Annotated in this window: 20 protein-coding genes; 13 read left to right on the top strand and 7 right to left on the bottom strand. The window is 63.8% G+C overall.

Going from position 1 to position 23,003, the window contains the following annotated elements; all coding sequences use genetic code 11:
• Positions 1–16: 16 nt before the first annotated feature.
• From KB554_RS09910 to KB554_RS09870, 9 genes are all read left to right on the top strand, one after another.
• Positions 17–1,918, top strand: a complete 1,902-nt coding sequence (locus KB554_RS09910; protein ID WP_211035866.1) for a glycoside hydrolase family 18 — start codon at positions 17–19, stop codon at positions 1,916–1,918.
• Positions 1,919–1,941: 23 nt separating this feature from the next.
• Positions 1,942–3,102, top strand: a complete 1,161-nt coding sequence (locus KB554_RS09905; protein ID WP_211035864.1) for a DUF1735 and LamG domain-containing protein — start codon at positions 1,942–1,944, stop codon at positions 3,100–3,102.
• Positions 3,103–3,286: 184 nt separating this feature from the next.
• Positions 3,287–3,901: a TetR/AcrR family transcriptional regulator gene (locus KB554_RS09900; RefSeq protein ID WP_141428188.1), complete on the top strand. Its 615-nt coding sequence runs from the start codon at positions 3,287–3,289 to the stop codon at positions 3,899–3,901.
• Between the two features lie 242 nt (positions 3,902–4,143).
• On the top strand, positions 4,144–4,602 hold the full coding sequence (locus tag KB554_RS09895; protein ID WP_141428189.1) for a hypothetical protein: 459 nt from the start codon (positions 4,144–4,146) through the stop codon (positions 4,600–4,602).
• 116 nt (positions 4,603–4,718) lie between these two features.
• The gene (locus KB554_RS09890) at positions 4,719–5,354 is read left to right on the top strand and encodes a hypothetical protein (protein ID WP_141428190.1); all 636 of its coding nucleotides are present in this window, start codon (positions 4,719–4,721) and stop codon (positions 5,352–5,354) included.
• 22 nt (positions 5,355–5,376) lie between these two features.
• On the top strand, positions 5,377–6,723 hold the full coding sequence (locus KB554_RS09885; protein ID WP_211035862.1) for a phasin family protein: 1,347 nt from the start codon (positions 5,377–5,379) through the stop codon (positions 6,721–6,723).
• Positions 6,724–6,747: 24 nt separating this feature from the next.
• Positions 6,748–7,830 carry a trypsin-like peptidase domain-containing protein gene (locus KB554_RS09880; RefSeq protein ID WP_141428192.1) on the top strand — a complete coding sequence of 361 codons (1,083 nt, stop codon included), beginning with the start codon at positions 6,748–6,750 and terminating at the stop codon, positions 7,828–7,830.
• Complete coding sequence (locus KB554_RS09875) at positions 7,827–8,549, top strand: hypothetical protein (protein WP_211035860.1); 723 nt, start codon at positions 7,827–7,829, stop codon at positions 8,547–8,549. The genes KB554_RS09880 and KB554_RS09875 overlap by 4 nt, the downstream gene beginning before the upstream one ends.
• Before the next feature lies 1 nt (position 8,550).
• Entirely contained in the window at positions 8,551–9,990 is a 1,440-nt protein-coding gene (locus tag KB554_RS09870; RefSeq protein WP_211035858.1) for a peptidase S54, read from the top strand.
• 24 nt (positions 9,991–10,014) lie between these two features.
• Here the strand turns inward: KB554_RS09870 and KB554_RS09865 are convergent, their stop codons facing one another.
• Positions 10,015–10,899, bottom strand: coding sequence for a helix-turn-helix transcriptional regulator (locus KB554_RS09865; RefSeq protein WP_211035856.1), 885 nt, complete (start codon positions 10,897–10,899; stop codon positions 10,015–10,017).
• Between the two features lie 164 nt (positions 10,900–11,063).
• Between KB554_RS09865 and KB554_RS09860 the strand changes: the two genes are divergently transcribed.
• The 3 genes from KB554_RS09860 to KB554_RS09850 are packed head-to-tail and all read left to right on the top strand — an operon-like array spanning position 11,064 to position 16,593.
• Entirely contained in the window at positions 11,064–12,131 is a 1,068-nt protein-coding gene (locus KB554_RS09860) for an efflux RND transporter periplasmic adaptor subunit (RefSeq protein ID WP_211035854.1), read from the top strand.
• Positions 12,128–15,253, top strand: a complete 3,126-nt coding sequence (locus KB554_RS09855; protein WP_211035851.1) for an efflux RND transporter permease subunit — start codon at positions 12,128–12,130, stop codon at positions 15,251–15,253. The genes KB554_RS09860 and KB554_RS09855 overlap by 4 nt, the downstream gene beginning before the upstream one ends.
• The gene (locus tag KB554_RS09850; protein WP_211035849.1) at positions 15,250–16,593 is read left to right on the top strand and encodes a TolC family protein; all 1,344 of its coding nucleotides are present in this window, start codon (positions 15,250–15,252) and stop codon (positions 16,591–16,593) included. Before KB554_RS09855 ends, KB554_RS09850 begins: the two co-directional genes overlap by 4 nt.
• A 100-nt stretch (positions 16,594–16,693) precedes the next feature.
• Here the strand turns inward: KB554_RS09850 and KB554_RS09845 are convergent, their stop codons facing one another.
• The 3 genes from KB554_RS09845 to KB554_RS09835 all read right to left on the bottom strand — a co-directional run bounded on the left by KB554_RS09845 (position 16,694) and on the right by KB554_RS09835 (position 18,887).
• On the bottom strand, positions 16,694–17,911 hold the full coding sequence (locus tag KB554_RS09845; protein WP_141428199.1) for a sodium ion-translocating decarboxylase subunit beta: 1,218 nt from the start codon (positions 17,909–17,911) through the stop codon (positions 16,694–16,696).
• Between the two features lie 17 nt (positions 17,912–17,928).
• Positions 17,929–18,279, bottom strand: a complete 351-nt coding sequence (locus KB554_RS09840) for a hypothetical protein (RefSeq protein WP_179954827.1) — start codon at positions 18,277–18,279, stop codon at positions 17,929–17,931.
• A gap of 224 nt (positions 18,280–18,503) precedes the next feature.
• The gene (locus KB554_RS09835; protein WP_211035848.1) at positions 18,504–18,887 is read right to left on the bottom strand and encodes a hypothetical protein; all 384 of its coding nucleotides are present in this window, start codon (positions 18,885–18,887) and stop codon (positions 18,504–18,506) included.
• Positions 18,888–19,520: 633 nt separating this feature from the next.
• Between KB554_RS09835 and KB554_RS09830 the strand changes: the two genes are divergently transcribed.
• On the top strand, positions 19,521–20,165 hold the full coding sequence (locus KB554_RS09830; protein WP_141428201.1) for a DedA family protein: 645 nt from the start codon (positions 19,521–19,523) through the stop codon (positions 20,163–20,165).
• A 127-nt stretch (positions 20,166–20,292) separates the two neighbouring features.
• Here KB554_RS09830 and KB554_RS09825 read toward each other — a convergent pair whose 3' ends face one another.
• The 3 genes from KB554_RS09825 to KB554_RS09815 form a co-directional block, all read right to left on the bottom strand.
• Positions 20,293–20,799 carry a hypothetical protein gene (locus KB554_RS09825; protein ID WP_232522939.1) on the bottom strand — a complete coding sequence of 169 codons (507 nt, stop codon included), beginning with the start codon at positions 20,797–20,799 and terminating at the stop codon, positions 20,293–20,295.
• 57 nt (positions 20,800–20,856) lie between these two features.
• Complete coding sequence (locus KB554_RS09820; protein WP_211035846.1) at positions 20,857–21,252, bottom strand: hypothetical protein; 396 nt, start codon at positions 21,250–21,252, stop codon at positions 20,857–20,859.
• A gap of 240 nt (positions 21,253–21,492) precedes the next feature.
• On the bottom strand, positions 21,493–22,893 hold the full coding sequence (locus KB554_RS09815) for a Gfo/Idh/MocA family oxidoreductase (protein ID WP_211035844.1): 1,401 nt from the start codon (positions 22,891–22,893) through the stop codon (positions 21,493–21,495).
• Between the last annotated feature and the right edge of the window lie 110 nt (positions 22,894–23,003).

Here is a 23,003-nt window from a genome sequence, read left to right as displayed (position 1 = left end):
AAAGCGACAAACAACCATGAAAAACTTCCTGAAATACGCAGTGAGCTGTCTTGCGCTGGGAGCGCTGCTCGCCGGCTGCTCGGACTGGGTGGAATCCGAGCGCGTAATCACCCAGCATCCCGACGAGCAATCGCCCATCCTGCGCGACAACGCCTATTACGCCGCCCTGCGCGACTGGAAACGGAACACCAAGCACAAGATCGCCTTCGGCTGGTACGGCTCCTGGACGGCCGTGGGCGCTTCGTACCAGACCCGTCTGGCGAGCGCCCCCGATTCGATGGACATCATCTCGATCTGGAGCCAGTGGCATTCGCTGACGCCCGAACAGATGGCCGACAAGGAGTTCGTCCAGAAGATCAAGGGTACGAAAGTGACCTTCACGATCTTCGCCCACGAAGTGCCCGACGAATTCCTGGTGGACGGCGAGGTGACCCCCGAAGGGCTGGCCACCTACGCGAGGGCCTACGCCCGGGACTCGATGAACAAGTACTCGTACGACGGCATCGACCTCGACTACGAACCGGGATTCGGCGGCACGGGGCCGCTGGTGGGCCATGACAACGAGAACATGAAGATATTCTGTCAGGAGCTGAGCAAGTACGTGGGACCGAAATCGGGTACGGGACGGCTGTTCATGATCGACGGCGTACCCTATGCCGTGCACAAGGAGATCGCCGAACTGTTCGACTACGGCATCGTGCAGGCCTACAACTCGAGCGGTTATACCGACTTGCAGAACCGTTTCGACAATGCCTACGCCAAGGGCTGGAAACCCGAACAGTACATCTTCGCCGAAAACTTCGAATCCTTCTGGAAGAACGGCGGCGTGACGCACACGTGCCGCGACGGACAGGTGGTCAATTCGTTGCTGGGCATGGCCCGCTTCAACCCCGAGCAGGGCTACTGCGGCGGTTTCGGCGCCTACCACATGGAATACGAGTACGGCAACTCGGCGATGCCCTACAAATACATGCGCGAGGCGATTCAGGACGTGAATCCCGCCGGCGGGTCGATCGTGGCCTCCTTCACGAAGAACGACATGCCCGAATATTCGTTCCTGATCGAGAGCGACGGTTCGATCTCGGGGTCGATGGACGAAAAGGTGCAGCTCACCCTCTCGCAGAAGGCTCCGGCCGATCTCACGGTTTCGCTGGCGATGGACAACTCGCTCGTGGAGACCTACAACCTGAAGAACGGCAAGTCCTACCTGACCGTCGATCCGGAGCGGGTGTCGCTCGGCACGCTCGAAATCAAGGCCGGGGAATTCCTGTCCGGCGAAGCTCCGGTCGGGTTCGACGCCGCAGGCGCCGCGAAAGGCGAGTACCTGCTTCCCATCGTGGCGGAACTCCCCGAAGGGGGCGCATACGTCTCGAAGAGCGACCCGATGGTGCGCTACATCGTCATCCGGATCTCGACCATGGACATCGACACCGAAGCCACGGCGCTCACGGGCACGAAGATCGAACCCGCGGCAGGCTGGACCATCTCCTGCTATCAGGGAACCAACTCGTCGGGCGCCACCGGCGTCTGGAACTGCGACACCGACGAACAGAAAGCCAAAATGTTCGACGGCAAACTCGACGAACAGTGCTGGTACGCAAGCAGCCAATCCTTCTCGTGGGGCTACGGCGGCAACTTCATCATCGGACTGGACAAGACGTACGACGTGAGCGGCTTCCGCTGGCACTACTACTACGAGGACTCCAACCCGCAGATCACGGACGTCCGGTACAGCGAAGACGGAAAGAACTGGACCAGCCTGAGCAATCAGGTGGCGTTCGTTCCCAAAGTCACCGACCAATGGAAGATCTTCCAGTTCAAGGAGGCCGTGAAAGCCCGTTACATCCGGGTGTACGTGGGGAACGTCTCCGGTTTCACGAGCATGAACGAGGCGGAAATCCACACGCCCGCAAACTAACGACATAAAAACCCGACAAAACCATGAAACTGAAATATTCGATCGCTCCGCTGCTGTTCGCGGCCCTTCTTTCGGGAACGGGCTGTCAGGAAGAGGCGGAGGTATATCCGGCGGTCTATATGACCGACGCCCAAAGCAACCCCGACAAGTCGATGACGGTCGAAGAGGCCCCGGCCAAAACGTCGTTCACGGTCTCCTCCTCGGAGCTGGCCCGGCAGGACGTACACGTGACGATCGAGGTGCAGCCGCAACTGATCGACGCCTTCAACCGGAAATACGGCAAGAACTACCGGGTTCCGGCCGAAAACTGCTATGCGATCAGCGCGACGGAAACCGTCATCGAAGCCGGCTTCAGCACGTCGTCTCCCGTGGAATTCACGGTGACGAGCATCGACGGATTCGCCGAAGGCGTGACCTACTGCGTACCTGTCAGCATCACCTCCGTATCGGGCGGCATGCGGGTCCTCGAACCCTCGCGCACGCTCTACATCGTGCTGAAGACACCGGTCATCAGCAAGGCGATCTACCTCGGTTCGGGGAACGTCTATAAAGTGCCCTCGTTCCAGGAGGACACCAATCTCGCGGCGCTTCCGCAGCTCACGCTCGAGGCACGCGTTTACATGGAGCGCTTCGCCAGCTCGGATCCCTACATCAGCTCGATCATGGGCATCGAAGGAGTCTGCGGCGTGCGTTTCGGCGACGTGAAGATCGACCCGAACGTACTCCAGATATGCCACGGCGACTACCAGCCGGCAGCGACCGACAAACCCTTCGACACGGAGAAGTGGTATCACGTGGCCGCCGTATGGACCGGCTCTTCGTGGGACATCTACATCGACGGCATCTACGCCACCGGCGTTCCCACGCAGGGCGAGACCGTGGATCTTTCGAGCGACAACTCGGGCGGCTTCTATCTGGGCGCCTCCTACGGCGGCGGCCGCTACATGTACGGCTACATCGCCGAGGCCCGCGTATGGACCCGCGCGCTGTCGCAGTCGGAGATCGCCAACAACATGAACTACGTCGATCCCGCTTCGGACGGTCTGCTCGCCTACTGGCGCATGAACGAATGGGAGCCGAACGAAGACGGTTCCGGCAATGTCGTGCGCGACGAAACGGGGCACGGCTACGACGCCATCGGAGGAAGCTCCGACCCGCAGATGATCGACACCAAGTGGAACTGATCCGCCGTTCCACGGACTGAAACCCGAGCGGCCCGGCAGCATCCGTTGCCCGGCCGCTCGGTCGTTTCGGCCCCGGCACATCCCCGGCCGGTCCGGACATCCGCCCGAAGAGCCGTCCGCCCCGGGATTTGGCCCCCTGCGCAAAAATCGCTATCTTCGCGGGAGAGGAGAAACGGACACGGCCATGAAAACCAATCGGGAGGAGATTCTGCAGAACTGTCTGTCGGTCTTTGCGACCATGAACTACGAAAGGGCCAGCATCACGGAACTGTCGCGGGCCTGCGGGCTGTCGCGCATGGCCATACACCACTATTTTCCCAACAAGCAGGCCGTATTCACGGCCGTCGTGGACCGCTACGTCTTCGGAGTGCAGGACCCGGCCAACAAGTTCGGCGCCTCGGAGGGCTCGCTCGCGGACTTCATCGACAACTACCTCGACGGCATCGTCCGCACCATGCGGCAGATCGTCGGTCTCTGTGCCGGAAAAACGGAGGGGGGGGGAGCCGTGGCCCCGAATTTCCACTACTTCAACCTGATGCTCCAGACCCGGCGGTACTACCCCGGCGCGGAGCGGAAATTCGAACAGCTCTACCGGAAGACGCGCACCTACTGGCGCAAAGCCGTGCAGCGGGCCGCCGAGACGGGCGAAGTGCGCCCCGACATCGACGTCGCGCGCATCGCCGACATGTTCCATCAGATTCACTTCGGGCTTTCGTTCGAGCAGGCCATGCTGCAAGGGCTCGACATCGGCACGCTGGCCGGGCAGTTCCGCCAGCTATACGAGCTTATCCGGGCCTGATTTCCGGAAAGGCCGACCCGCACGGTCGCCGGGAGCCCGAAGAGGCGCGAACCGACAGAACGAATCAATATCCTGACATACAATAAATTGCCTTCGCACGAGGGGGGGGGGGCTGCGCCCGACCCCGGAAACGGGCCGTTTTTTTCTCAAAAAAACATACGACCGTATAATTATCTGCCGTCTTTTTCCTATATTTGTACTCGCAGACACAATCCGAAACGAAACACACACCGAAAAACGCCATGAGAACCTTCAACTACACCCCGTCCAGCCCCTTCTCGGGCAAACTGACGAACCTCGGCATCTCCCTCGTGATGATCGTCTTCCCGCTCGTCGCCCCGTTCGGCATCCGCATCGGCAGCATGCGGATCCTCGGACCTACGGCCGTCACGATCCTCTTCGTCGCGGGAGGCGCCGTACTGCTCCTCTGCACGCTGCTCGAAATCCGGAAGGCCCGCGCGCTGGCCGCCGCCGGAGGCCGAATCACCATAGACGGCGACCGGGTGACCTTCCCCGTCGTGCGCAAGGGCGCGGTGACGGAGGAGACGCTGCTCATCCCGCAGGTCGAACGCACGAAATTCGACGAGGAGGAGAACGAATTCGAAATCGCGCTGCCGGACGCGCACCACACCTTCAACGCCGGGTACTTCGACTCGGAGGAGGAGTTCGAGGCGTTCCGCGCCCTCTTCGAAAAAGCCTGACACGCGGACCGGAAGGATTCCCCGGAAATGCGGACCGCCTTCCGTTCCGGAAGACAGTCCCGCGTCCGCGGCATCCCGGCAATCTTTTCCGTATCATCTCAAAACCATAACGAAATATGCGAAAACCGCTTATCTGCGCCGTCGCGCCGCTGCTCGCCGCCGCGACCGTTTCCTGCTCGATGATCTCGGGCTATTCCACCGACGAGGCCGCGAGCTACGCCCGTGCCGTCGAGCTGGTGAAAACCAACGTGGACACCGACAAGTTCAAGATCTACTCGATCGACTTCTTCGAACGGGAGGCTCTGTCGGACGACCTGTTCCTCGTCTCGGTGAAGATGGTGAACCGGGACGACCGGGCCTTCAGCCAGACCTACTACCTCAACGGGCTGGAACCCACCGATCTGGACGACGTATCGTTCGACGCTCCGAAATACGAAACCACCGCGGGCATCGACCCCGGAACGATCGACCCGGAAGAGATCGCCGCTCAGATCGCCCGGGCCAAGACGATGCTACCCGAGGGGCACACCTTCAAGTCGGTCGGCAACTACACGATAGAGGAGGCCGTTCCCTCGGACAACGATTATCTCAACAGGGGCAAAGAGTTCGGCGGACGGACCGCCTCGTTCGTCGTCCGCTTCACCGAGGACGGCAAGGAGACCGAATCGAGCGCCGGCAAGACCTCCTATATTTATTACGAAGCGCAGGTCACCGTCGGAGAGGACGGACAGCTCTCTATCGAAGCGAAATAAACCCACATAACGTTCCGAACCCATGAAAACCACACACGCATACGTCGCTCCCGCGATCGGCTCCACGCAGAGCAAGGTCAGCATGGAGGCCTGGGAGCAGAGCCTCGAACGCTACAACGAAGGCAAACACCTCGAGGCGTTCCACCTGCTGCTCGACCACCTCAATCCCGGATTCCGGGCCAAGTACGGCAATGCCGACGGCACGGAGTTCCACATCCCCCACGGCTCGATCCTGGTCAATATCCTCGTCCGCGACGGACGGCTGGAGGTCCATGCCGATTTCCTCCGTCTCCCCGAAAAGGGCCGCGTGGCCATGCTGCGCCAGGTCGCCGACCTGACGCTCAACCGCCTGCTGCTGCCGCGTTTCCGCAAGGAGGGCGACCGCCTGCGCATGGAGTACGTCTGCCCGCTCGCGCAGAGCCATCCCCACAAAATCTACTTCGTGCTGCGCAACATCTGCCACGTCGGCGACCGCTACGACGACGAGTTCTGCACGAAGTTCGGCGCCGAGCGCTGCTACGAGCCGCGCGTCACGCCCTACTCCGCCGAGGAGTGCGCCCGGATCGTCGAGGCCATCCGCGCCACCTGCCGCGAGACGCTCGACGCGGTGAAGGAGTACGACGCCGAACGCAAGTACGGATACTCGTGGAACGTGATCGACACGGCTTTCTACAAGATCAGCTACTTCGCGCAGCCGCAGGGACAACTGTCGAACGACCTGGACAAGGCGGTGGACGACATGGACCGGGAGCTGCCCGTGGCGGAGCTCGTCGCCAAAGGACGGGCCTTCCTCGAGAAGCTGCTCGTGACGCCCGGGGAACAGCTCGCCGCCGACCTCTACTTCGTCGATACGCTCGTCTCGACCAAGCGCCGTTCGTCGCTGGCCAACGTGCAGGAGAACATGAAGGACCTCTACCAGGAGGCCACCGAGGCGATCGAGGCGGAGAATTACGAACGCAGCGTGGTGCGCATCCTCTACAAGTTCTACGAAATGTACTTCTACAACGACGTGCAGGACGACATCAACACCGTCGTGGCCCGGGCGCTGAAACAGTCGGCCGGGAAACCGATGGAGGAGGCGTCGGAGATTCTCTACGCGGCGCTCGAAAAGCTCATGGACGACGATCTGGAGGAAGACGGGCCGGATTTCTTCTCCGGAGCCGCCGGCCTCGACGGCGGGACGGCGGAGGCCGCCGCGGAGCAGATCGCCCGGATGCAGCAGACGGCGGCGGAGATGCAGTCGCAGGTGGCCCGGATGCAGGCCGACATGCAGGCCGCCATGGCGCGCGGCGACATGGCCGAATACATGCGGCTGGCGATGGAGTTCCAGCAGAAGATGATGGAGCAGGCGCTCAAGGATCAGCAATAAACCGTCAAAAAACAGGCACATACCATGGAAAACAATATCTTTCAGTCGATCTTCAAGGTGACCCACTCGGGCGGGTCGGGCAGTTGCTTCTACCTCAAGTCGCGCGACCTGTTCGTCACCAACTACCACGTCGTCGAGGGTTACCGCACCGTGGCGATCCACGACAACGACCGCAACCCCTACCTGGCGCACGTGGTCGTGGTCAATCCGCTGCTGGACATCGCGCTGCTGGCCGCCGAGGGGGACTTCACGGCACTGCCCGAAATCCCGCTGGCCGACGACGAAACGGTCTCCGTAGGCCGCAAGATCTACGTCGCGGGATACCCCTACGGAATGCCCTTCACCATCACCGAAGGCTCCGTCTCCGCCCCCAGGCAGCTCATGGAGGGACAGTACTACCTCCAGACCGACGCCGCGGTGAACCCCGGCAATTCGGGCGGCCCGATGCTCAACGACCGCAACGAGGTGGTCGGCGTGACGGTCAGCAAGTTCACGCAGGCCGACAACATGGGCTTCGGTATCCGCGTGGAGACGCTGCGCAAGCTGCTCGACTCGCTCGGCGAGGTGGACCGCACGCAGTTCCAGGTGCAGTGCGGCAGTTGCGACGAGCTGATCGCCGAGGAGGAGGAGTTCTGCCCCTCGTGCGGCGACAAGCTGCCCGAAGGGGCCTTCGACGAGCGCGAGGAGTCGCCCCTGTGCGGCTTCGTCGAGAGCGCCATCCGCGAAATGGGCATCGACCCCGTACTGGCGCGAGACGGCTACGACTCGTGGCTCTTCCACAAGGGCAGTTCGGAAATCCGCATCTTCGTTTACGACGGCGCCTACCTCTTCTCCACCTCGCCGATCAACCTGTTGCCCAAAAAGGAGGTGGAACCGGTGCTCGACTACATGCTCTCGGAGGATTTCGGTCCCTACAAACTCGGCATCGAAGGGCGGCAGATCTACATCGCCTACCGCATCCACCTGTCGGACATCACCGACGCCTCGGAGGAGGAGATCCGGCGCAACATCGTGAACCTCGCGCTGAAGGCCGACGAGATGGACAACATGATGGTCGAACGTTTCGGCTGCGAATTTTCGGAATACTCCAAAGCGGACGCCCGATGAAACGGCTGGCCGCGCTGCTGTTCGTCCTCCTGCTGCCGGGGCCGTTCCGCGCGGCCCCGCGACGGGCGACGCAGGCGGAATGCGTCCGGAGCGACGTGCGGAAGGCTCCGCCCGCGGAACGGAATCCCGACGCCCGGCGGGAACGGACGCCGGAGAGGGCGGAGCGCTACTCCTCGGAAAACTGGCCGACGGACGACGATGCCGCCGTGCAGCGGCGGCTCAGGCCCCTGCACCGCCCGCGCGTGGGATTCCGCATCGAACAGGCGGCGCACGCGGGCGATTCGCTGTGGATCGTCGTGCGCATCGCCGTCCCGCACGGAGCCATCCGCCGCGGTGAGTGTTTCGAGGCGTCCTTCCTTCTGCACACCGATCTGCGCGACTCGGATGCGGTCGGCACCGAGCTGAACCGGATCTCCCTCTGCGGCGGCAGGAGCGCTCCGCAGGAATCCCCCACCGACGGACAGGGACCGGCGGCGGAGTTCGAGACCCGGCGGCGGCAGGTCCGCCACCTCTACTACTCCTGCAAGCTGGCCTTCGACCCGCGGCTCGAAGAGCATCCCTTCGTCGGCATCGTCCCGTCGCTCGCCGGACGAGGCTGCCGGTTCGACTACCAGGAACTTTTGCTGCCGTTCGCCTGGCGCACCGGACCGCAGGAGTGGAAGGGCGCCGAAGGGTTGCAGCAGCAGGAGCTGCTGGAGCATTCGCCCCGTTCCTATTGACATGAAAGGGCTGTTTCTGAGCATGACGCTGCTGCTCTGCCCGCCGCCGTACGGAAATGCGGAGACAAGTGCGGCGACGGCATCGCAGGAAGCGTCCGATCCCCGCTTCCGTGCGGAGCTGGACACCCTCGGCGGCCTTCGTGCCGGAGTGGAGTACACGCTGCGCTACGAATGCACCGCACCCTGCGATTCGATCCGGCCGCCCTGTTTCCGGGAGCCGATCGAAACCGTCGGGGAGACGACGCACTACCGCGGGACCCGCTTGGAGTTCATCGACGGCCGCCGGCGCAAATACACGACGCAGGGCCTCTCTCTCCGCATCCGGTTCACGCGGGAAGGAGTTGCCGAAGTGCCTTCCGCCACGACACGGATCGGCGGCCGGAAGTACGCGACCCCGGCGGTGCGCGTCCGTGTCGGACCGCCCCGGCAGGACTTGCGGGACATCCGCTGCCGCTTCGAGCTGCGTCCCGAACATCCGCAGGCGGGAAGCGAATTTACCGTCGCGCTCGTCTGCACGGCACGGCCCGACAACGGCGATCCCGGAATCGCCGCCGACGGACTGACCTTCCGGCGGAGCGGATCCGGAGTGCAGACCGGAACGGACGCCCCCCGCTACGAATACACCTTCCGCGTCCGGGCCGAACGGGAGGGGCGATACACGATCCGGACCGCAGGTCTCCGCTTCGGCGGACGCGAATACGCCCTGAGCCGGGAGGTCCGGATCGGCCGGACCGGAGCCGACGCTCCCGACCCCGACAGCCCCGAATCCCGGGACGCCCGCCCCGCAACAGGCCGCGCCTCCGACCCGGAGCACCCGTTTTTTCTCCTTTTCGGAGGACTGCTGACGCTCATGGCGGCCGAATGGCTGGCCGTCAGGCAATTCGTCCGGCACGAATGCGACGAACCGCTGGCGGACTTCGTCCTCCGCACCGGCCGCCTGCCGCTGACCGCATGGCAGGCTTCGACCCATTACGGACTGCCGCTGGTCCTCGTCCTGCTGCCGGCGGTCATTCTCGCCATCGCCGGATTCACCGACGGATTCTCCCGCGCGACCTTCGCCGCCTTCCCGTGGAAATGGTGCGCCGCGCTGCCGCTCGCGCTGGCCGTCATCACGGCCCGCCGCCAGTACCGCAAGCTCCGCTGCACGCCGGTCCGCACACCGCTGAAGGCCGGGGATTTCGGCCCCCTGCTGGAGGAGCTGTGCCGGCTTCACGGGTGGGAACCGCTCCATTACGGCACGGATTGCTTCGTCGGACGCACGCACCCCGGATTCCCGATCCCTTCGTGGGGCGAACGGCTCTACGTCGTCTTCGGCAAAGGGGAGGTGCAGATCAACAGCATCAGCGATCCGGACGAGCGCACGGCGATCTCCTCCTTCGGCCGCAACCGCCGCAACATCCGCCTGATCCGGGAAGCCGTCGAACGCGCCCGGAAGGCATGACCCGGCGGCCGGCCGCCCCGGAAGCTACGCGGAGGCCGCCTCCGATCCCCGTTTCGGTCCGCCCGAGCGGAACTCCGTCGGGGAAATGCCCGTGTACTGCCTGAAATAGCGCCCGAAAAAGGACTGGTTCGGAAATCCGAGCGCATCGGCGATCTCCTTGACGCTCAGAGCGGGATCGGAAAGCATCTTCTTCGCCTCGGCGACGACCGTGGCCGTAATCCACCGCAGGGCGGAGCGGCCCGTCTTCTCGCGCACGACCGTCGAGAAGTAGCGCGGCGTCAGACACTGCTGCCCGGCGTAGAAGGCCACTTCGCGGTGCACCCGGAAGTTCCGGTGGAGCGAGATGAGGAACTGCTGGAAAATCCGGTCCTTGCGCTCCTGCGGCAGCGGGCGGATCGGCCGGCTCGAGAAATAGGCCTGCATGATTTCGTAGCAGACCGCCTGCCCCAGCGCCGAGAGCAACTGCCGATAGACCGTATCGCCGTGCGCCGCAGCGGTATATTCGCCGGCCTCGGCCTCCCGGTTGCGGACGGCGGCGATCAGCTCCCCGATCCGGACCCGCTGCCTCCCGTCGAGCGAGATGCAGGGGTTTTCGAGGATGAAGACCTGGTTCCGCGCATTGGAGACCTGATTGATGACCGGAAGCACGAAATCGAAATCGGCCACTCCGACGACGCATTGCAGGTCGTCGCTTATTTCGTGGATATAAGTGTGCGAAAAGGGCGGATAGATGTAGATGTCCCCCGTCCGAATCTCATAGACGCGTTCGTTCAGGGCCAGGTCGATTCTCCCCCGCGTACAGTAAAGAAAGCCGTTCCGGTCGAGGTGCACCACCGGCCCGAAGGTTTCGATCGAGGCTTTGTCCATATCGAAAAGGCCGATGCCCGGAATATCCGACGGATTGATCATAGATTCGACATTTTGCACAAAATAACGAAGAATCCGGCTTCTTCCGACGCTCCGGAACAAACATTTTGACAAGAATCGAACAAATAGGACAACTCCCGCTCACTATCATACTTTCCGGGGTTGCCGCAACCCCGTACATTTGTAACCGAACAATACCGGAACTTATGAAAACGAGAATCGGACTTATCTGCGCCGCCGCGCTGCCCGCGCTCCTCCTGCAAGGATGCGCCCCGCACAGGGACGGCGACAACCGGCCGCCGGCCGTACAGGTCGATACGGCCGAAACGTACGGCTCCGGCCGGACGCTGGAGTTCCCCGGACGCGTGAAGGCCGCCGAGGAGGTAAACCTGGCTTTCCAGATCCCCGGCACGCTGCTGCGCGTCCACGCCGGACAGGGCACGTCCGTCCGGCAGGGAGAGCTGATCGCCGAACTCGACGAGAGGGACTACCGGCTCCGGCTCGAAGCCGTCGAGGCCGAATACGAAAGCATCCGCGCCGAGGCCGAGCGTGTCATCGCCCTCTACGCCGACAGCGTCGCCACGCCCGACGCCTACGACAAGGCGCGCTACGGGCTGCGGCAGATCGAAGCCAAATACGAAAGCTGCCGCAACCAGCTCGCCGACACGAAGATATATGCCCCGTTCGACGGTATCGTGCAGCGCCGGCTGTTCGATCCGCCGACGGTCGTCGCCGCGGGAATGCCCGTCGTCACGCTGCTCTCGGGTTCCGCACCCGAAATCGAGATCAACATCCCCGGCTCGGAATACGTCCGCCGCGGCGAATTCGCCGCATTCGAGGCGGCGTTCGACTTCTGGCCCGGACGGCGGATTCCGCTGCGGCTGCTGAGCGTCGCCCCCAAGGCCAACGCCAACCAGCTCTACACCGTCCGGCTGGGGATTCCCGCCGGAACGGACCCGATGCCCGCCCCGGGCATGAACACGATGGTCAGCGTCTCGTACCGTCCTGCGGACACCGGACGGACGAGCGTCCCGGCCACGGCACTCTTCCGCGAGGGGGACGCCTCCTGCGTCTGGGTCTTCGCAGCCGACAGCACCGTGCATCGCCGCGCGGTCGCCGTCGAGAGCCTGCACACCGACGGGCGGGCGGTCCTCTCGTCGGGACTCGACGCCGGGGAGCGGATCATCTCCTCGGGCGTACACAGGCTGCATGAGGGGCAGAAAACCGCTCCGCTGCCCGCCGAATCGGAAACCAACGTGGGAGGACTGCTATGATCGACTTCGGAAAGTGGGCTTTCGCAAACAAGAAGCTCGTTTACTTCCTGCTCGCCGTGCTGCTGGCCGGCGGTGCGCTCGCGGCCTACGACATGCCCAAACTCGAGGACCCCGAGATCAAGGTCAAGATGGCGATGGTCGTGGCGACCTACCCCGGCGCCTCGGCGCACGAGGTCGAGATGGAGGTGACCGACCCGCTCGAAAAGAGCATCCGCGCGATCGGCGAGGTGGACAACGTATCCAGTTGGTCGTACAACGATCTGGCGCTGATCGAGGTGGAGCTGAAAAGCACGGTTCCCGACGCCGACGTAGAGCAGTCGTGGGACATGCTGCGCCGCAAGGTCGGCGACACGCGGACGCGACTGCCGCAGGGCGCTTCGGTGCAGGTGCAGGACGACTTCGGACTGGTCTACGGCATGCTCTACGCCCTGACGGGCGACGGACTGACCGAACGCCGGCTCTCGGACTACGCCGAGCTCATCCGCCGCGAGATCGGCGATCTGGAGGGCGTGGCCCGCGTCACGGTTTACGGCGAACGGGAGGAGTGCATCGACATTTCGATGCTCCCGGAGAAGATGGCCACGCTCGGCGTCTCGCCGGCCGAGGTGCTGGCGACGCTCAACGGACAGAACGATACCTATTATACGGGCTATTACGACAACGGTCCCGACCGGATCCGGGTGACCGTCGCCGACAAGTTCCGGACCGTGGAGCAGATCGAACGCATGGTCATCCAGGGGCACGAAGACGACCAACTGCGGCTGGGCGACATCGCCACCGTGGAGCACGGCTATGCGACACCCGTGCGCAACGCCATGACCTACGAGGGACAGCGGGCGTTGGGCATCGCCGTCGCGGCCGCTTCGGGAACGGATATCGTCAAGGTCGGCGCCGAGGTCGAGCGGCGGCTGGCCGAACTGGAAGCCGAACGGTTCCCGGCCGGCATCGAGTGCCACAAGGTCTTCTTCCAGCCCGAACAGGTGACCGACGCGCTGACGACCTTTTTGGTGAACCTCGTCGAATCGGTGCTCATCGTCGTGGCGATCCTCATGCTCACGATGGGTTTCCGCAGCGGCATGATCATCGGCATCAGCCTGGTGATGATCGTCGTCGGTTCGTTCCTCATTCTGGGGCTCTTCGACGGCACGATGCAGCGCGTCTCGCTGGCGGCCTTCATCCTCGCCATGGGAATGCTCGTGGACAACGCCATCGTCATCGTGGACGGCATTCTGGTGGACCTCAAGCTGGGACGGCCGCGCCGCGAGGCGATGACCGCAATCGGCCGCAAGACGGCCATGCCGCTGCTGGGCGCGACGCTCATCGCCATCCTCTCTTTCCTGCCGATCTTTCTCTCGCCCGACACGGCGGGCGTCTATGTCCGCGACCTGTTCATCGTGCTGGCCGTCTCGCTGCTGCTGAGCTGGATACTGGCACTCGTGCACGTGCCGCTGATGGCCGACCGCTGGCTGAAGCAGCCCGCCGGCGCCGCACGGGGCGAACGCCTCTACGACGGCCGGATCTACGGCTGGCTGCGCTCCGCCCTCGGATTCGGACTGCGCCACCGCATTTCGTCGATCCTGCTCGCGCTCGGGTTGGTCGCCCTGAGCGCCTGGGGCTACGGCTTCATGCGGCAGGGCTTCTTCCCCGACATGGTTTACGACCAGCTCTACATGGAGTACAAACTCCCCGAAGGAACGAACTCGACCCGCGTGGCCGAAGACCTGCACGAAATCGAGACGTGGCTAAAAACCCGCCCCGAGATCGGCGCGGTGACCGCCTCGATCGGCGGCACGCCGGCCCGTTACAACCTCGTGCGGAGCATCGCCACGCCGTCGCTGTCGTACGGCGAGCTGATTATCGACTTCGCCTCTCCGAAGGCGCTGGAGGAGAACATGGACGAGATACAGCGCATCCTGACGGACCGCTATCCGGACGCCTACGTGAAGCTCAAACGCTACAACATCATGTACAAGAAATACCCGATCGAGGCGCTCTTCACGGGGCCCGACCCGGCCGTGCTGCACGCGCTGGCCGACAGCGCCCGCCGGGTCATGGAGACCTCGCCCGAAGTGTGCCTCGTCACCTCGGACTGGGAACCGGCGCTGCCCGTGCTCGAAATCGACTACGACCAGTCGGCGGCACGGCGCGCGGGGCTGAGCCGCCAGGAGGTGGCCACCTCGATCCTTTCGGCGGCGGGCGGCATTCCCGTCGGGGCTTTCTACGACGGAACGCACAAGAATACGATCTACCTCAAATGCACCGATGCCGGGGGCGCTCCGGTGGACAATCTGGAGAACGTCCCCGTCTTCCCGATGCTCCCCTCGCTCGACGGACTGCTCGACGAGCAGACCCTCGTCAGGCTGAAAACGGGGACGATCGACCGCAGCGAACTGGTCGAATCGGTACTCGGCACCGTACCGCTCCGGCAGGTGAGCCGCGGCGTGGAGGTGGCCTGGGAGGACCCCGTCGTGCCGCGTTACAACGGCCAGCGCGCCCAGAAGGTGATGTGCTCGCCCGTCCCGGGAACCGAGACCGAAGCCGCACGCCGCGCCGTCGCCGAAAAGATCGACCGCATCCCCCTGCCGACGGGTTACGCCCTCGCGTGGCAGGGCGAGAAGGGAGCCAGCGACGAAACGATGCGCTACCTGTTCCGGAACGTGCCGCTGGGTATCGTACTGATGATTACGGTGCTGATCCTGCTCTTCGGCGACTACCGCAAGCCGCTCATCATTCTCTGCGGCATTCCGCTGCTGGCCATCGGCATCGTGGGGGCCATGCTCCTCACGGGCAAGACCTTCACCTTCTGCGCCATCGTCGGCGCATTGGGGCTCGTGGGCATGATGATGAAGAACTGCATCGTGCTGATGGACGAGATCGGCGAACAGATCGCCGCCGGGACCGATCCCGCGAAGGCACTCGTCAGCAGCTCCGAAAGCCGCCTGCGCCCCGTAATGATGGCCTCGCTGACGACCATTCTGGGCATGATCCCCCTGCTGGGCGACGCCATGTTTGGCTCGATGGCCGCGACGATCATGGGCGGACTGCTCTTCTCGACCTTCGCCACGCTCTTCTTCGTACCCGTGCTCTACGCCATGTTCTTCAAAATCCGGATCGACCGATGAAACGACTTCCCATCATCCTCGCGGCACTGCTCTGCGGCGGCGCATACGCCCAGACCGAACCGCTCACCCTCGACGCCTGCCTGCGTCTGGCGCAGGAGAACAACAAGGCTCTCGCGGCGGCCGAACGGCAGGCGCAGGCGGCGCAGTTCGACCTGCGGAGCATGAAGGGAAACTTCTTTCCCTCGCTCTCGGCCGCGGGCGTCGGGCTTTACTCCACCTCGGACGGACGGCTCGACATCGCGGGCGGCTCGCTGCCCGTATTGGACAAAAACGGCGTACCCACGGGCAGCACGGCCTATTTCCCGGGACTCGGCTTCGATTACAGCCTGGGATGGATCTACGGCGGGGGCGTCACCCTCGAACAGCCGCTCTACATGGGCGGCAAGGTCCGCACGGGCTACCGCATGGCACGGATCGGCAGCTCGCTGGCCGCCGAAAACCGCCGCCTGACGGAAGCCGAAGTGATCGTCGAGACGTCGCGGGCCTACGCCGGCGTGGTGCGCGCGCAGGAGATCCGCCGGGTGGCGGAAAGCTACCGCAGACTGCTCGCCGAACTGCTGCGCTCGGTGGAGAGTGCCCGCAGACACGGCATCCAGCCGCAAAACGACGTGCTGAAGGTGCGCGTGAAGTTCAACGAGAGCGAACTGGACCTCCGCCGGGCCGAAAACGCCCTGAGGCTGGCGACGATGAACCTCTGCCACTACATCGGCTGTCCGCTCGGCACGCCTCTCGACGTGGCGGGCGACCTGCCCGAGCCTCCGGCGGCCGCGGCACCCGGGACCGGCGACATGACGGCGCGCCCCGAATACCGGATGCTCGCCGGGAAGAGCGACCTGGCCCGCGAACAGATGCGGCTGGCCCGCAGCGAACGGCTCCCGCAGATCGGGCTGGCAGGCAACTACGGCTACCTGCACGGACTCGAGGTGAACGGGCAGAACCTGCTGGGCAGTTGGGGATTCTCCGCCGGCATACGGCTTTCCGTGCCGATCTTCCATTTCGGAACCCGCTCGAACAGGTTCCGCTCGGCCCGGGCCAAATACGAGCAGGCGCAGGCCGAGCTGGAGAGCGGCGGCGAGCTGCTGGCGCTCGAAATGACGCAGGCGGCCAACAACCTCGACGAGGCGCTGCTCGAACGGCGCTTGGCCGACACCTCGATGGAGGCCGCCGAGGAGAACCTCCGCATGAGCCGCCGCCAGTACGAGGCCGGTGTGGAGACGCTTTCGGACTATCTCGAGGCACAGGCCGTGTGGCAGCAGGCGAGCCGCACGCAGGTCGAAGCGCGGATCGGCTCCTACCTCCGCTGGCTGGAGTACCGCAAGGCCGCGGGCCTTCTCGACTGAATCCCGCCCCGAAAAAAATACGGTCCGCCCCTGCTGCAAATCGGTGCGGCAGGGGCGGATCCGCAGAACGGGAAAGCGGGGCGGAAGCCGCCCGCAGCGTTTACAGCATCGGAATCACGGTCACGTAGATCGCGGCGATGACGGCCGAGGTGATGACCCCCGTGACGTTGGCTCCAAGCGCGTCGGCCAGCACGAACGAAGACGGATTGTCGTGCGAGACGATCTTCTGCGCCACCTTGGCCGTCGTCGGGACGCAGCTCACGGCCGCGATGCCGATGACGGGGTTGAAGTTGCCCCGCTTGAAGAAATACACGGCATAGCCGCCCAAGATGCCGCCGATGCCCGAAATCAGCAGGGCGAGGATGCCCAGCACGAGCAGTTTGAGCACCGCGGGATCGAGCAGCGTGTGGGCGTCGCAGAGAATACCCAGCAGAATGCCCAGGAAGAAGGTCGAACCGTAGAGCATCGGCCCGCTGATGAAGTCGTTCACGTGCCTGAGCCCCGACTCCTTGATGACGATGCCGATGAAAAGCGAGAAGAAGAGCGGTGCGGCCACCGGGAAGAGCAGGCACAGGATGACGCACATCACGACGGCGAACGAAATCTTCGTCGCGGGACCGTACTGCTTGGGGGCTTTTTTGGGCGGCTTCATCCGGATGGCCCGCAGGCGCTTGGGAACCATCGCCCGCACCAGATAGGGATAGCCTCCGTAGGTAAGGCCCAGATAGAGGTAGGCGACGACGGTGATCGGCACGAAAATCTCCTTCGAGAGGTTGAGCGACGCGAAGAGCACCATCGGCCCGTCCGCTCCGCCCACCATGGCGATCGAGGCGCTGTCGCTCGGGCTCAGCCCCATGGCGTAGGCGATCGGCACGACGGCGAAGGTCCCCAGCTCGGCGCACAGCGCGAGGAACATGCTCTGCAACGGCTTGGCCAGCAGGAAATTGATGTCGAGCATCGTTCCGATGCCCATAAAGATCAGACAGGCTATCAGGCCGTTGCTGAAGGTGAAGGTATAGACCGGCTGCAAGAAGTCGATCTGCAGGATGTTCATCAGCGCGTCGGTGTCCGTGACCATCGGATCGAGAAAGAGGTTTCCCGGCGTACCGCCGGGAAAGATCAGCACGCCGGCGTTCACGGCGGCCATGCCCAGCCCCATGGGGATCATCACCAGCGGTTCGAGAACGCCCCTGCGGCCCAGATAGACCAGCAGGATGCCGAGCAGGATCAGTCCGATGCGCGCGTACATGATCGCCGGATCGGACTGCAACAGGGTCGAGATGCCCTGGAATATGTTGTTCAGATCGAATTTTTCCATGACTGAAAAAGCGTGATTTAACGGTTTGCATATCCCCGTTCAGGAGTTTCGGGGTTGCCGAAATGATACTCCGTCAGGCCGTTCATGCCGTGAATCGACTCTTCCTCCGTCGCAGGGTCCATCGGCATTTCGCGCACAGAACGCTCGTCGCCCACGAAGGAACGGATGTAGCGGTAGGAGTGTGCGACCTCCATACGGTAGGCCCGTCCCCAGATCCGGCTCCGCCGGACCAGCGAGGGCAGGTCCTCGCCATTCAGGTAGGAGAAGAACAGCGTCATCAGTTTCAGCACATAGGCGAACGCCACCCCCACGACGAACGTGAAGCCCATCATCAGCAGCGTCTCCCGGATAATATAAGTCAGTGTCATCTTACGGATTTTTTTCGAATGGTTGTTGCTCGGCCGCCCGCCGCACCGCCGGACGGGTCCCCGCCCGGAAACGGGACGGAGCACGCCGTCTCCGGAGCGCGTGCGGAAGACCGGAATCGCCCCGCACGCAGGCCGGAGCGGCCCGTGCGGAGACGTCGGAAAGCCCGTACGGCGTCCGGTCATGCCGGAACTCGCACGGGAAAACGGATCGGAAAGGAAAAAGGCTAAATCCGCAGGATGCCGAAACGAAGGTAATCGGAACGATGGGACACGACGGCGCCGCGCCCGGCGAAGAGGCGTACGGCCGCACTACAAGGGCGGCGGCCCGGCTCCATGCAGAACGACGGGAGCCCGAAAGCCTCCGGCGCTTCGCCGCCGGTCCGCTGACGCGTCTCGGGACTTTTGCGCAGCGCGCGCGTCGAAGGCGCGGGAACGGAGGTCCGGACCGCCTCCGTGGCCAAATCGCCCGGAAATCCGGAAGCGTCGAAACAGTACTGCGAGAACGAACGCCGGGTATCTGCCGCCGCAGTTCCGGCGGAGCCCTGCTTCAGCAGGGCCGCCGAGCAGGCGGCCAGCACGACAAAGAGTATGCGCAGCGACGTTCTCATCTTCCGGAAATCTCTTCTGGCAAAATTAGGACAAATCCGAGAAAAGAGCAAGTCCGCAGACGGATTTCGGCCGTCGTCCGGCCCGATTTCACCCGAATAGCCCTATCTTTGCGACGGATTGCGAACGGACCGATGGGAAAACGCCTGCTCCATACGCTGCTGGGCATCCTGCTGCTGGCGGGAGGAACGGTCCTGTCCGGCAATAAGGCCGCGGCAGGGGGACCTTCCGTCCGCACGGAGCTCCGCATCCCGGCGGAAGAGGACCGTGAGGCGGCAACGGTCCGCGAAACGTGCGGCGCACCGCGGTGCGGACTGGCCGCCGCGGCCGAAACCGTCCCGCCTCCGTCCCGGATACGCACCCTTCCCGGATTCCGGAATCCGCTTCTCCCGGCGCTACGCCCCGGCATCGCCCCCCGGAACGCCGCATCCGGACAGTTCCGCGGAAAACGCGGAAACGGAACGGGGCCGGCCCCGAAACCTCCGCGGTATTACATCTACACCCTGGAGCGTATCCGGATTTAGCCTCCGGACCCTCCCGCCGCCGGAATCCGACCGGAATCCGGTGCGGCACACCCCGTCCCGCCGGCGCCCGGCGGGTCTTCCGTATTCATTCACGCAAACAATACCCGAAACATGGATTTTCTGCTGGATTTCATCCTACATATCGACCAATACCTGCTCCGCATCGTCCAGGAGTACCATTTGTGGACTTACGCCATCCTCTTCGCCGTCATCTTCTGCGAGACCGGACTGGTCGTCACGCCGTTCCTGCCCGGCGACTCGCTGCTGTTCGTGGCGGGCGCCATCGCGGCGCAGCCCGGAACATCGGTGAACGCACACCTGCTCGCCGCCATCCTCTTCGCCGCGGCCGTCGCGGGCGACTCCTGCAATTACACGATCGGCCGATTCTTCGGCCGAAAACTCTTCGCCGACCCAAACTCCCGGATTTTCAAACGGAGCCATCTGGACAAGACGCACGCATTTTACCGGAAATACGGCGGCAAGACCATCGTCCTCGCCCGCTTCGTCCCCATCGTGCGCACGTTCGCGCCGTTCGTCGCCGGAATGGGACGGATGCACTACACGCGCTTCATGGCCTTCAATCTGCTCGGAGGCGCGGCGTGGATCGCGCTGTTCTGCTACGCCGGGTATCTCTTCGGGGACCTGCCTTTCGTGCAGCAGAACCTCAGGCTGCTGATCGTCGCGATCGTTTTCGTCTCCCTGTTGCCGGCCGTCGCGGAGGTGGTCCGGAGCAGGCGCCGGACCCGCAACGCCTGACGGAATACCCCGCCGCAGTAATCTGCGGCGGGGTATTTTCAGACCACCGGCTCCGGCAGCGTCCCGCGGGGGAGAGCCGATCGTTCCGGCTTTCCGCACAGGGATGCCGCCAGCGGATTCCGGGCCATCAGACGGACGTTCCGTCCACGATACGCACCTGCGTCAATGGCTTGTATTCCAGATCGGCGTATTCGAAGGCCTGCATCGCCACGAACCGGTCGTCGGGCGAACGGTACATGGAAACCGTCACGGCCGGAACGCGGGCCTGCGGTTTCCCGAGGAGTTCCCGGAAACCGCCCTCCTCGACGCACCGCGCCACGGCGGTCTTCTCGTAAATCTCGAAAAACAGCTCCTCGTAGCGCAGGTAACAGCGTCCCGCGGGATAATAGGGATTACCGGCGCTGAAGAGGCGAGCGAAAAGCACGGCCACTCCCGCCAGCAGCAGCGAGGCCCCGACGAAGACGATCGCGGAACGCAGGTCGTTCGACAGGTCGGCCCTGAAAGAGCGGTTCAGAATCAGCAGAGCGATACCTGCGGCGACGAGCAGAACAGGCATCAGAAAGGATTTGCGGCGGCGTATCACAACCGCTCCGGGCAAGGCGTACATCGCCTCGCAGATTTTCGTTTTATCCATTTTATGACATTATTTGACGTTTCGTGTTTCGGGAAAAGAAGGGAAAGGCACGAATCGCTAAATAATGAGCCGGCACAGGCGGAAAACGTAGAAATCCGCGACCGACGGTCCGGCGAAGGAGTCGCGGAACGGGAAAGTGAAGGCGGAACGGAGGGCGCCGGAACACTTGCCGCACGGAACGCCCTCCCGCAGGAGAGCCGCACGGCCGGCCGACGCCGGACCTTCGCGCTGCACGAGGCGGACGACCGGGCAGGTCTCCGTCTCGCGGAGGGTGCGGAGCCGGTTCAGATCCGAGTTGCCGATGCGCTCCAGCCTCCACTGGTCCGCGCACCCGGCATCGACCGAGAACTCGGCCACGGGGCTTTCATGCAGCGCGGACGCATCCGCTCCGCCCTCCGAAAAGAAGAGCCAGCAAGCCGCGAAGGCAAAGAACAGCAACAGCGACTTTCGCATCCGAATCGGTTTTCCGTTCCGCAAAGATACGTTTTTTTTCGCGTCGGTACGCACTGCGCGCCGGGAAAATCCGGACAGCGGAGACGGCTTTCCCCGTCCAGCGGCGCATCCGACCGGCCCGCGCCGCGGCGAAGGCACGAAAAAACGTCCCTGCCGCAGCCGTTGCGGCAGGGACGGAAGCCTCGTTCCCGGGCGTTGCGGAGAACGTCTCCGGCGCATCGGAAACCGGACCGACGGCAGCTACTCCCCGGACAGGGCGTGGCGGTAGCCGTCGATCTTGTTCCAGTCTCCGCGCGTGAAGTCCGGAACGGCGACGGGAGCGCTGTTGTGGTCGAGCGACATGGCCGTAAGCGCGCCGATGCACGACCACTCGGCCGCGTCGTACACGTCCTGATCCAGCGGCAGGCCGTTGCGCAGGCAGTAGATCAGCCGGTAGTCCATGATGAAGTCCATGCCGCCGTGGCCGCCGACCTCGCGGGCCTTATCCTCGATGTCCCTGACGATCGGATCCTTGTACTGCTCCATCAGCGCGGCCTTCGCCTCTTCGGGAATGAAGGAGTGCTCGCTCAGGTTCTCGTGGTCGGGCACGCCGCTCCCGGCCAGTTGTCCGGCACGGAACGCATAGCCCTCGACGGGGTATTTGTTGGCGAAGCCCTCGGTTCCCGTAAGCTGGTACATGCGGCTGTACGGACGCGGCGTGTAAACGTTGTGCTGCAAGTGGATCGTGCGGCCCTTCTCGGTCTTGATGAGCGTCAGCGTGTGGTCTCCGTTGGCAAAGGTATCGACGCCCATCTTCTCCCGGGCGGCCTTCAGACCGTTCACCGACTTGGTGTCCATCGCCACCAGGTAGTTCATCTTGTCGCCGCGGTGGATGCCGAGCAACTGGCAGGCGGGACCCAGACCGTGCGTGGCGTAAACGTCGCCGCGGTGCTTCTGGTCGAAGTCCAGACGCCAGTTGCCCTGGTAGTAGTCCCAGAACTCGTCGAGGTTGTGGATGTAGGAGCCCTCGACATGCAGAATCTCGCCGAAAAGCCCGTGGCGCGCCATGTTGAGCGTCGTCAGCTCGAAAAAGTCATAGACGCAGTTCTCGAGCATCATGCAGTGGCGCTGGTACTTCTCGGCGGTGTTCACCAGCTGCCAGCACTCCTCGAGCGACTGCGCGGCGGGCACTTCGACGGCCACGTGCTTGCCGTGCTCCATGGCGTACACGGCCATCGGCACGTGCTTGAGCCACGGCGTGGCGATATACACCAGGTCGATGTCGTTGCGCTCGCAGAGCTGTTTCCAGCCCTCCTCGCCGCTGTACGACGCCGCCTCGGGGAAGCCGCGCTTCGAGAGAATCCCCTGCGCGCTCTCCACCCGCTCGGGATAGAGGTCGCAGAGCGCCTTGATCTCCACGCCGTCGAGGTGCGTGAACCGTTCCACGGCCCCCGGACCGCGCATACCCAGCCCGATAAAGCCCACGCGGACCGTCTCCATGGGCGCCGTGCGCAGCCCGAGCACCGACTTCTGGCCCGGTTCGCGTTCGGGCGTGTCGAACACGATCACGCCGTCCACCCGCTTCCAGCCCTCCTCTCCGCCGCCGCAGGCCGAGAAGAGCAGACCGGCGAAGGCGCATAGCAAAACGGAAAATTTCTTCATGTCATCAGGGATTTTTTAGTTTCACACAAAAATAGGAAATATTTTTGAAATCTAAGCCCGTTTGACTACTTTTGCCTCACGTAAAAACGTAAAATCACACACGGCCTTCC

Source organism: Alistipes sp. Marseille-P2263, from assembly GCF_018101075.1.
Classification (GTDB): Bacteria; Bacteroidota; Bacteroidia; order Bacteroidales; family Rikenellaceae; genus Alistipes; species Alistipes dispar.
The sequence above is the reverse complement of the archived record's forward strand: the minus strand, read 5'-3'. Positions and strand labels throughout refer to the sequence as shown.

What these genes read in the sequence shown, in the direction of transcription:
- KB554_RS09910 (WP_211035866.1), top strand. Translation starts at nt 17, where the DNA reads ATGAAAAACTTCCTGAAATACGCAGTGAGCTGTCTTGCGCTGGGAGCG.
- KB554_RS09905 (WP_211035864.1), top strand. Translation starts at nt 1,942, where the DNA reads ATGAAACTGAAATATTCGATCGCTCCGCTGCTGTTCGCGGCCCTTCTT.
- KB554_RS09900 (WP_141428188.1), top strand. Translation starts at nt 3,287, where the DNA reads ATGAAAACCAATCGGGAGGAGATTCTGCAGAACTGTCTGTCGGTCTTT.
- KB554_RS09895 (WP_141428189.1), top strand. Translation starts at nt 4,144, where the DNA reads ATGAGAACCTTCAACTACACCCCGTCCAGCCCCTTCTCGGGCAAACTG.
- KB554_RS09890 (WP_141428190.1), top strand. Translation starts at nt 4,719, where the DNA reads ATGCGAAAACCGCTTATCTGCGCCGTCGCGCCGCTGCTCGCCGCCGCG.
- KB554_RS09885 (WP_211035862.1), top strand. Translation starts at nt 5,377, where the DNA reads ATGAAAACCACACACGCATACGTCGCTCCCGCGATCGGCTCCACGCAG.
- KB554_RS09880 (WP_141428192.1), top strand. Translation starts at nt 6,748, where the DNA reads ATGGAAAACAATATCTTTCAGTCGATCTTCAAGGTGACCCACTCGGGC.
- KB554_RS09875 (WP_211035860.1), top strand. Translation starts at nt 7,827, where the DNA reads ATGAAACGGCTGGCCGCGCTGCTGTTCGTCCTCCTGCTGCCGGGGCCG.
- KB554_RS09870 (WP_211035858.1), top strand. Translation starts at nt 8,551, where the DNA reads ATGAAAGGGCTGTTTCTGAGCATGACGCTGCTGCTCTGCCCGCCGCCG.
- KB554_RS09865 (WP_211035856.1), bottom strand. Translation starts at nt 10,899, where the DNA reads ATGATCAATCCGTCGGATATTCCGGGCATCGGCCTTTTCGATATGGAC.
- KB554_RS09860 (WP_211035854.1), top strand. Translation starts at nt 11,064, where the DNA reads ATGAAAACGAGAATCGGACTTATCTGCGCCGCCGCGCTGCCCGCGCTC.
- KB554_RS09855 (WP_211035851.1), top strand. Translation starts at nt 12,128, where the DNA reads ATGATCGACTTCGGAAAGTGGGCTTTCGCAAACAAGAAGCTCGTTTAC.
- KB554_RS09850 (WP_211035849.1), top strand. Translation starts at nt 15,250, where the DNA reads ATGAAACGACTTCCCATCATCCTCGCGGCACTGCTCTGCGGCGGCGCA.
- KB554_RS09845 (WP_141428199.1), bottom strand. Translation starts at nt 17,911, where the DNA reads ATGGAAAAATTCGATCTGAACAACATATTCCAGGGCATCTCGACCCTG.
- KB554_RS09840 (WP_179954827.1), bottom strand. Translation starts at nt 18,279, where the DNA reads ATGACACTGACTTATATTATCCGGGAGACGCTGCTGATGATGGGCTTC.
- KB554_RS09835 (WP_211035848.1), bottom strand. Translation starts at nt 18,887, where the DNA reads ATGAGAACGTCGCTGCGCATACTCTTTGTCGTGCTGGCCGCCTGCTCG.
- KB554_RS09830 (WP_141428201.1), top strand. Translation starts at nt 19,521, where the DNA reads ATGGATTTTCTGCTGGATTTCATCCTACATATCGACCAATACCTGCTC.
- KB554_RS09825 (WP_232522939.1), bottom strand. Translation starts at nt 20,799, where the DNA reads ATGGATAAAACGAAAATCTGCGAGGCGATGTACGCCTTGCCCGGAGCG.
- KB554_RS09820 (WP_211035846.1), bottom strand. Translation starts at nt 21,252, where the DNA reads ATGCGAAAGTCGCTGTTGCTGTTCTTTGCCTTCGCGGCTTGCTGGCTC.
- KB554_RS09815 (WP_211035844.1), bottom strand. Translation starts at nt 22,893, where the DNA reads ATGAAGAAATTTTCCGTTTTGCTATGCGCCTTCGCCGGTCTGCTCTTC.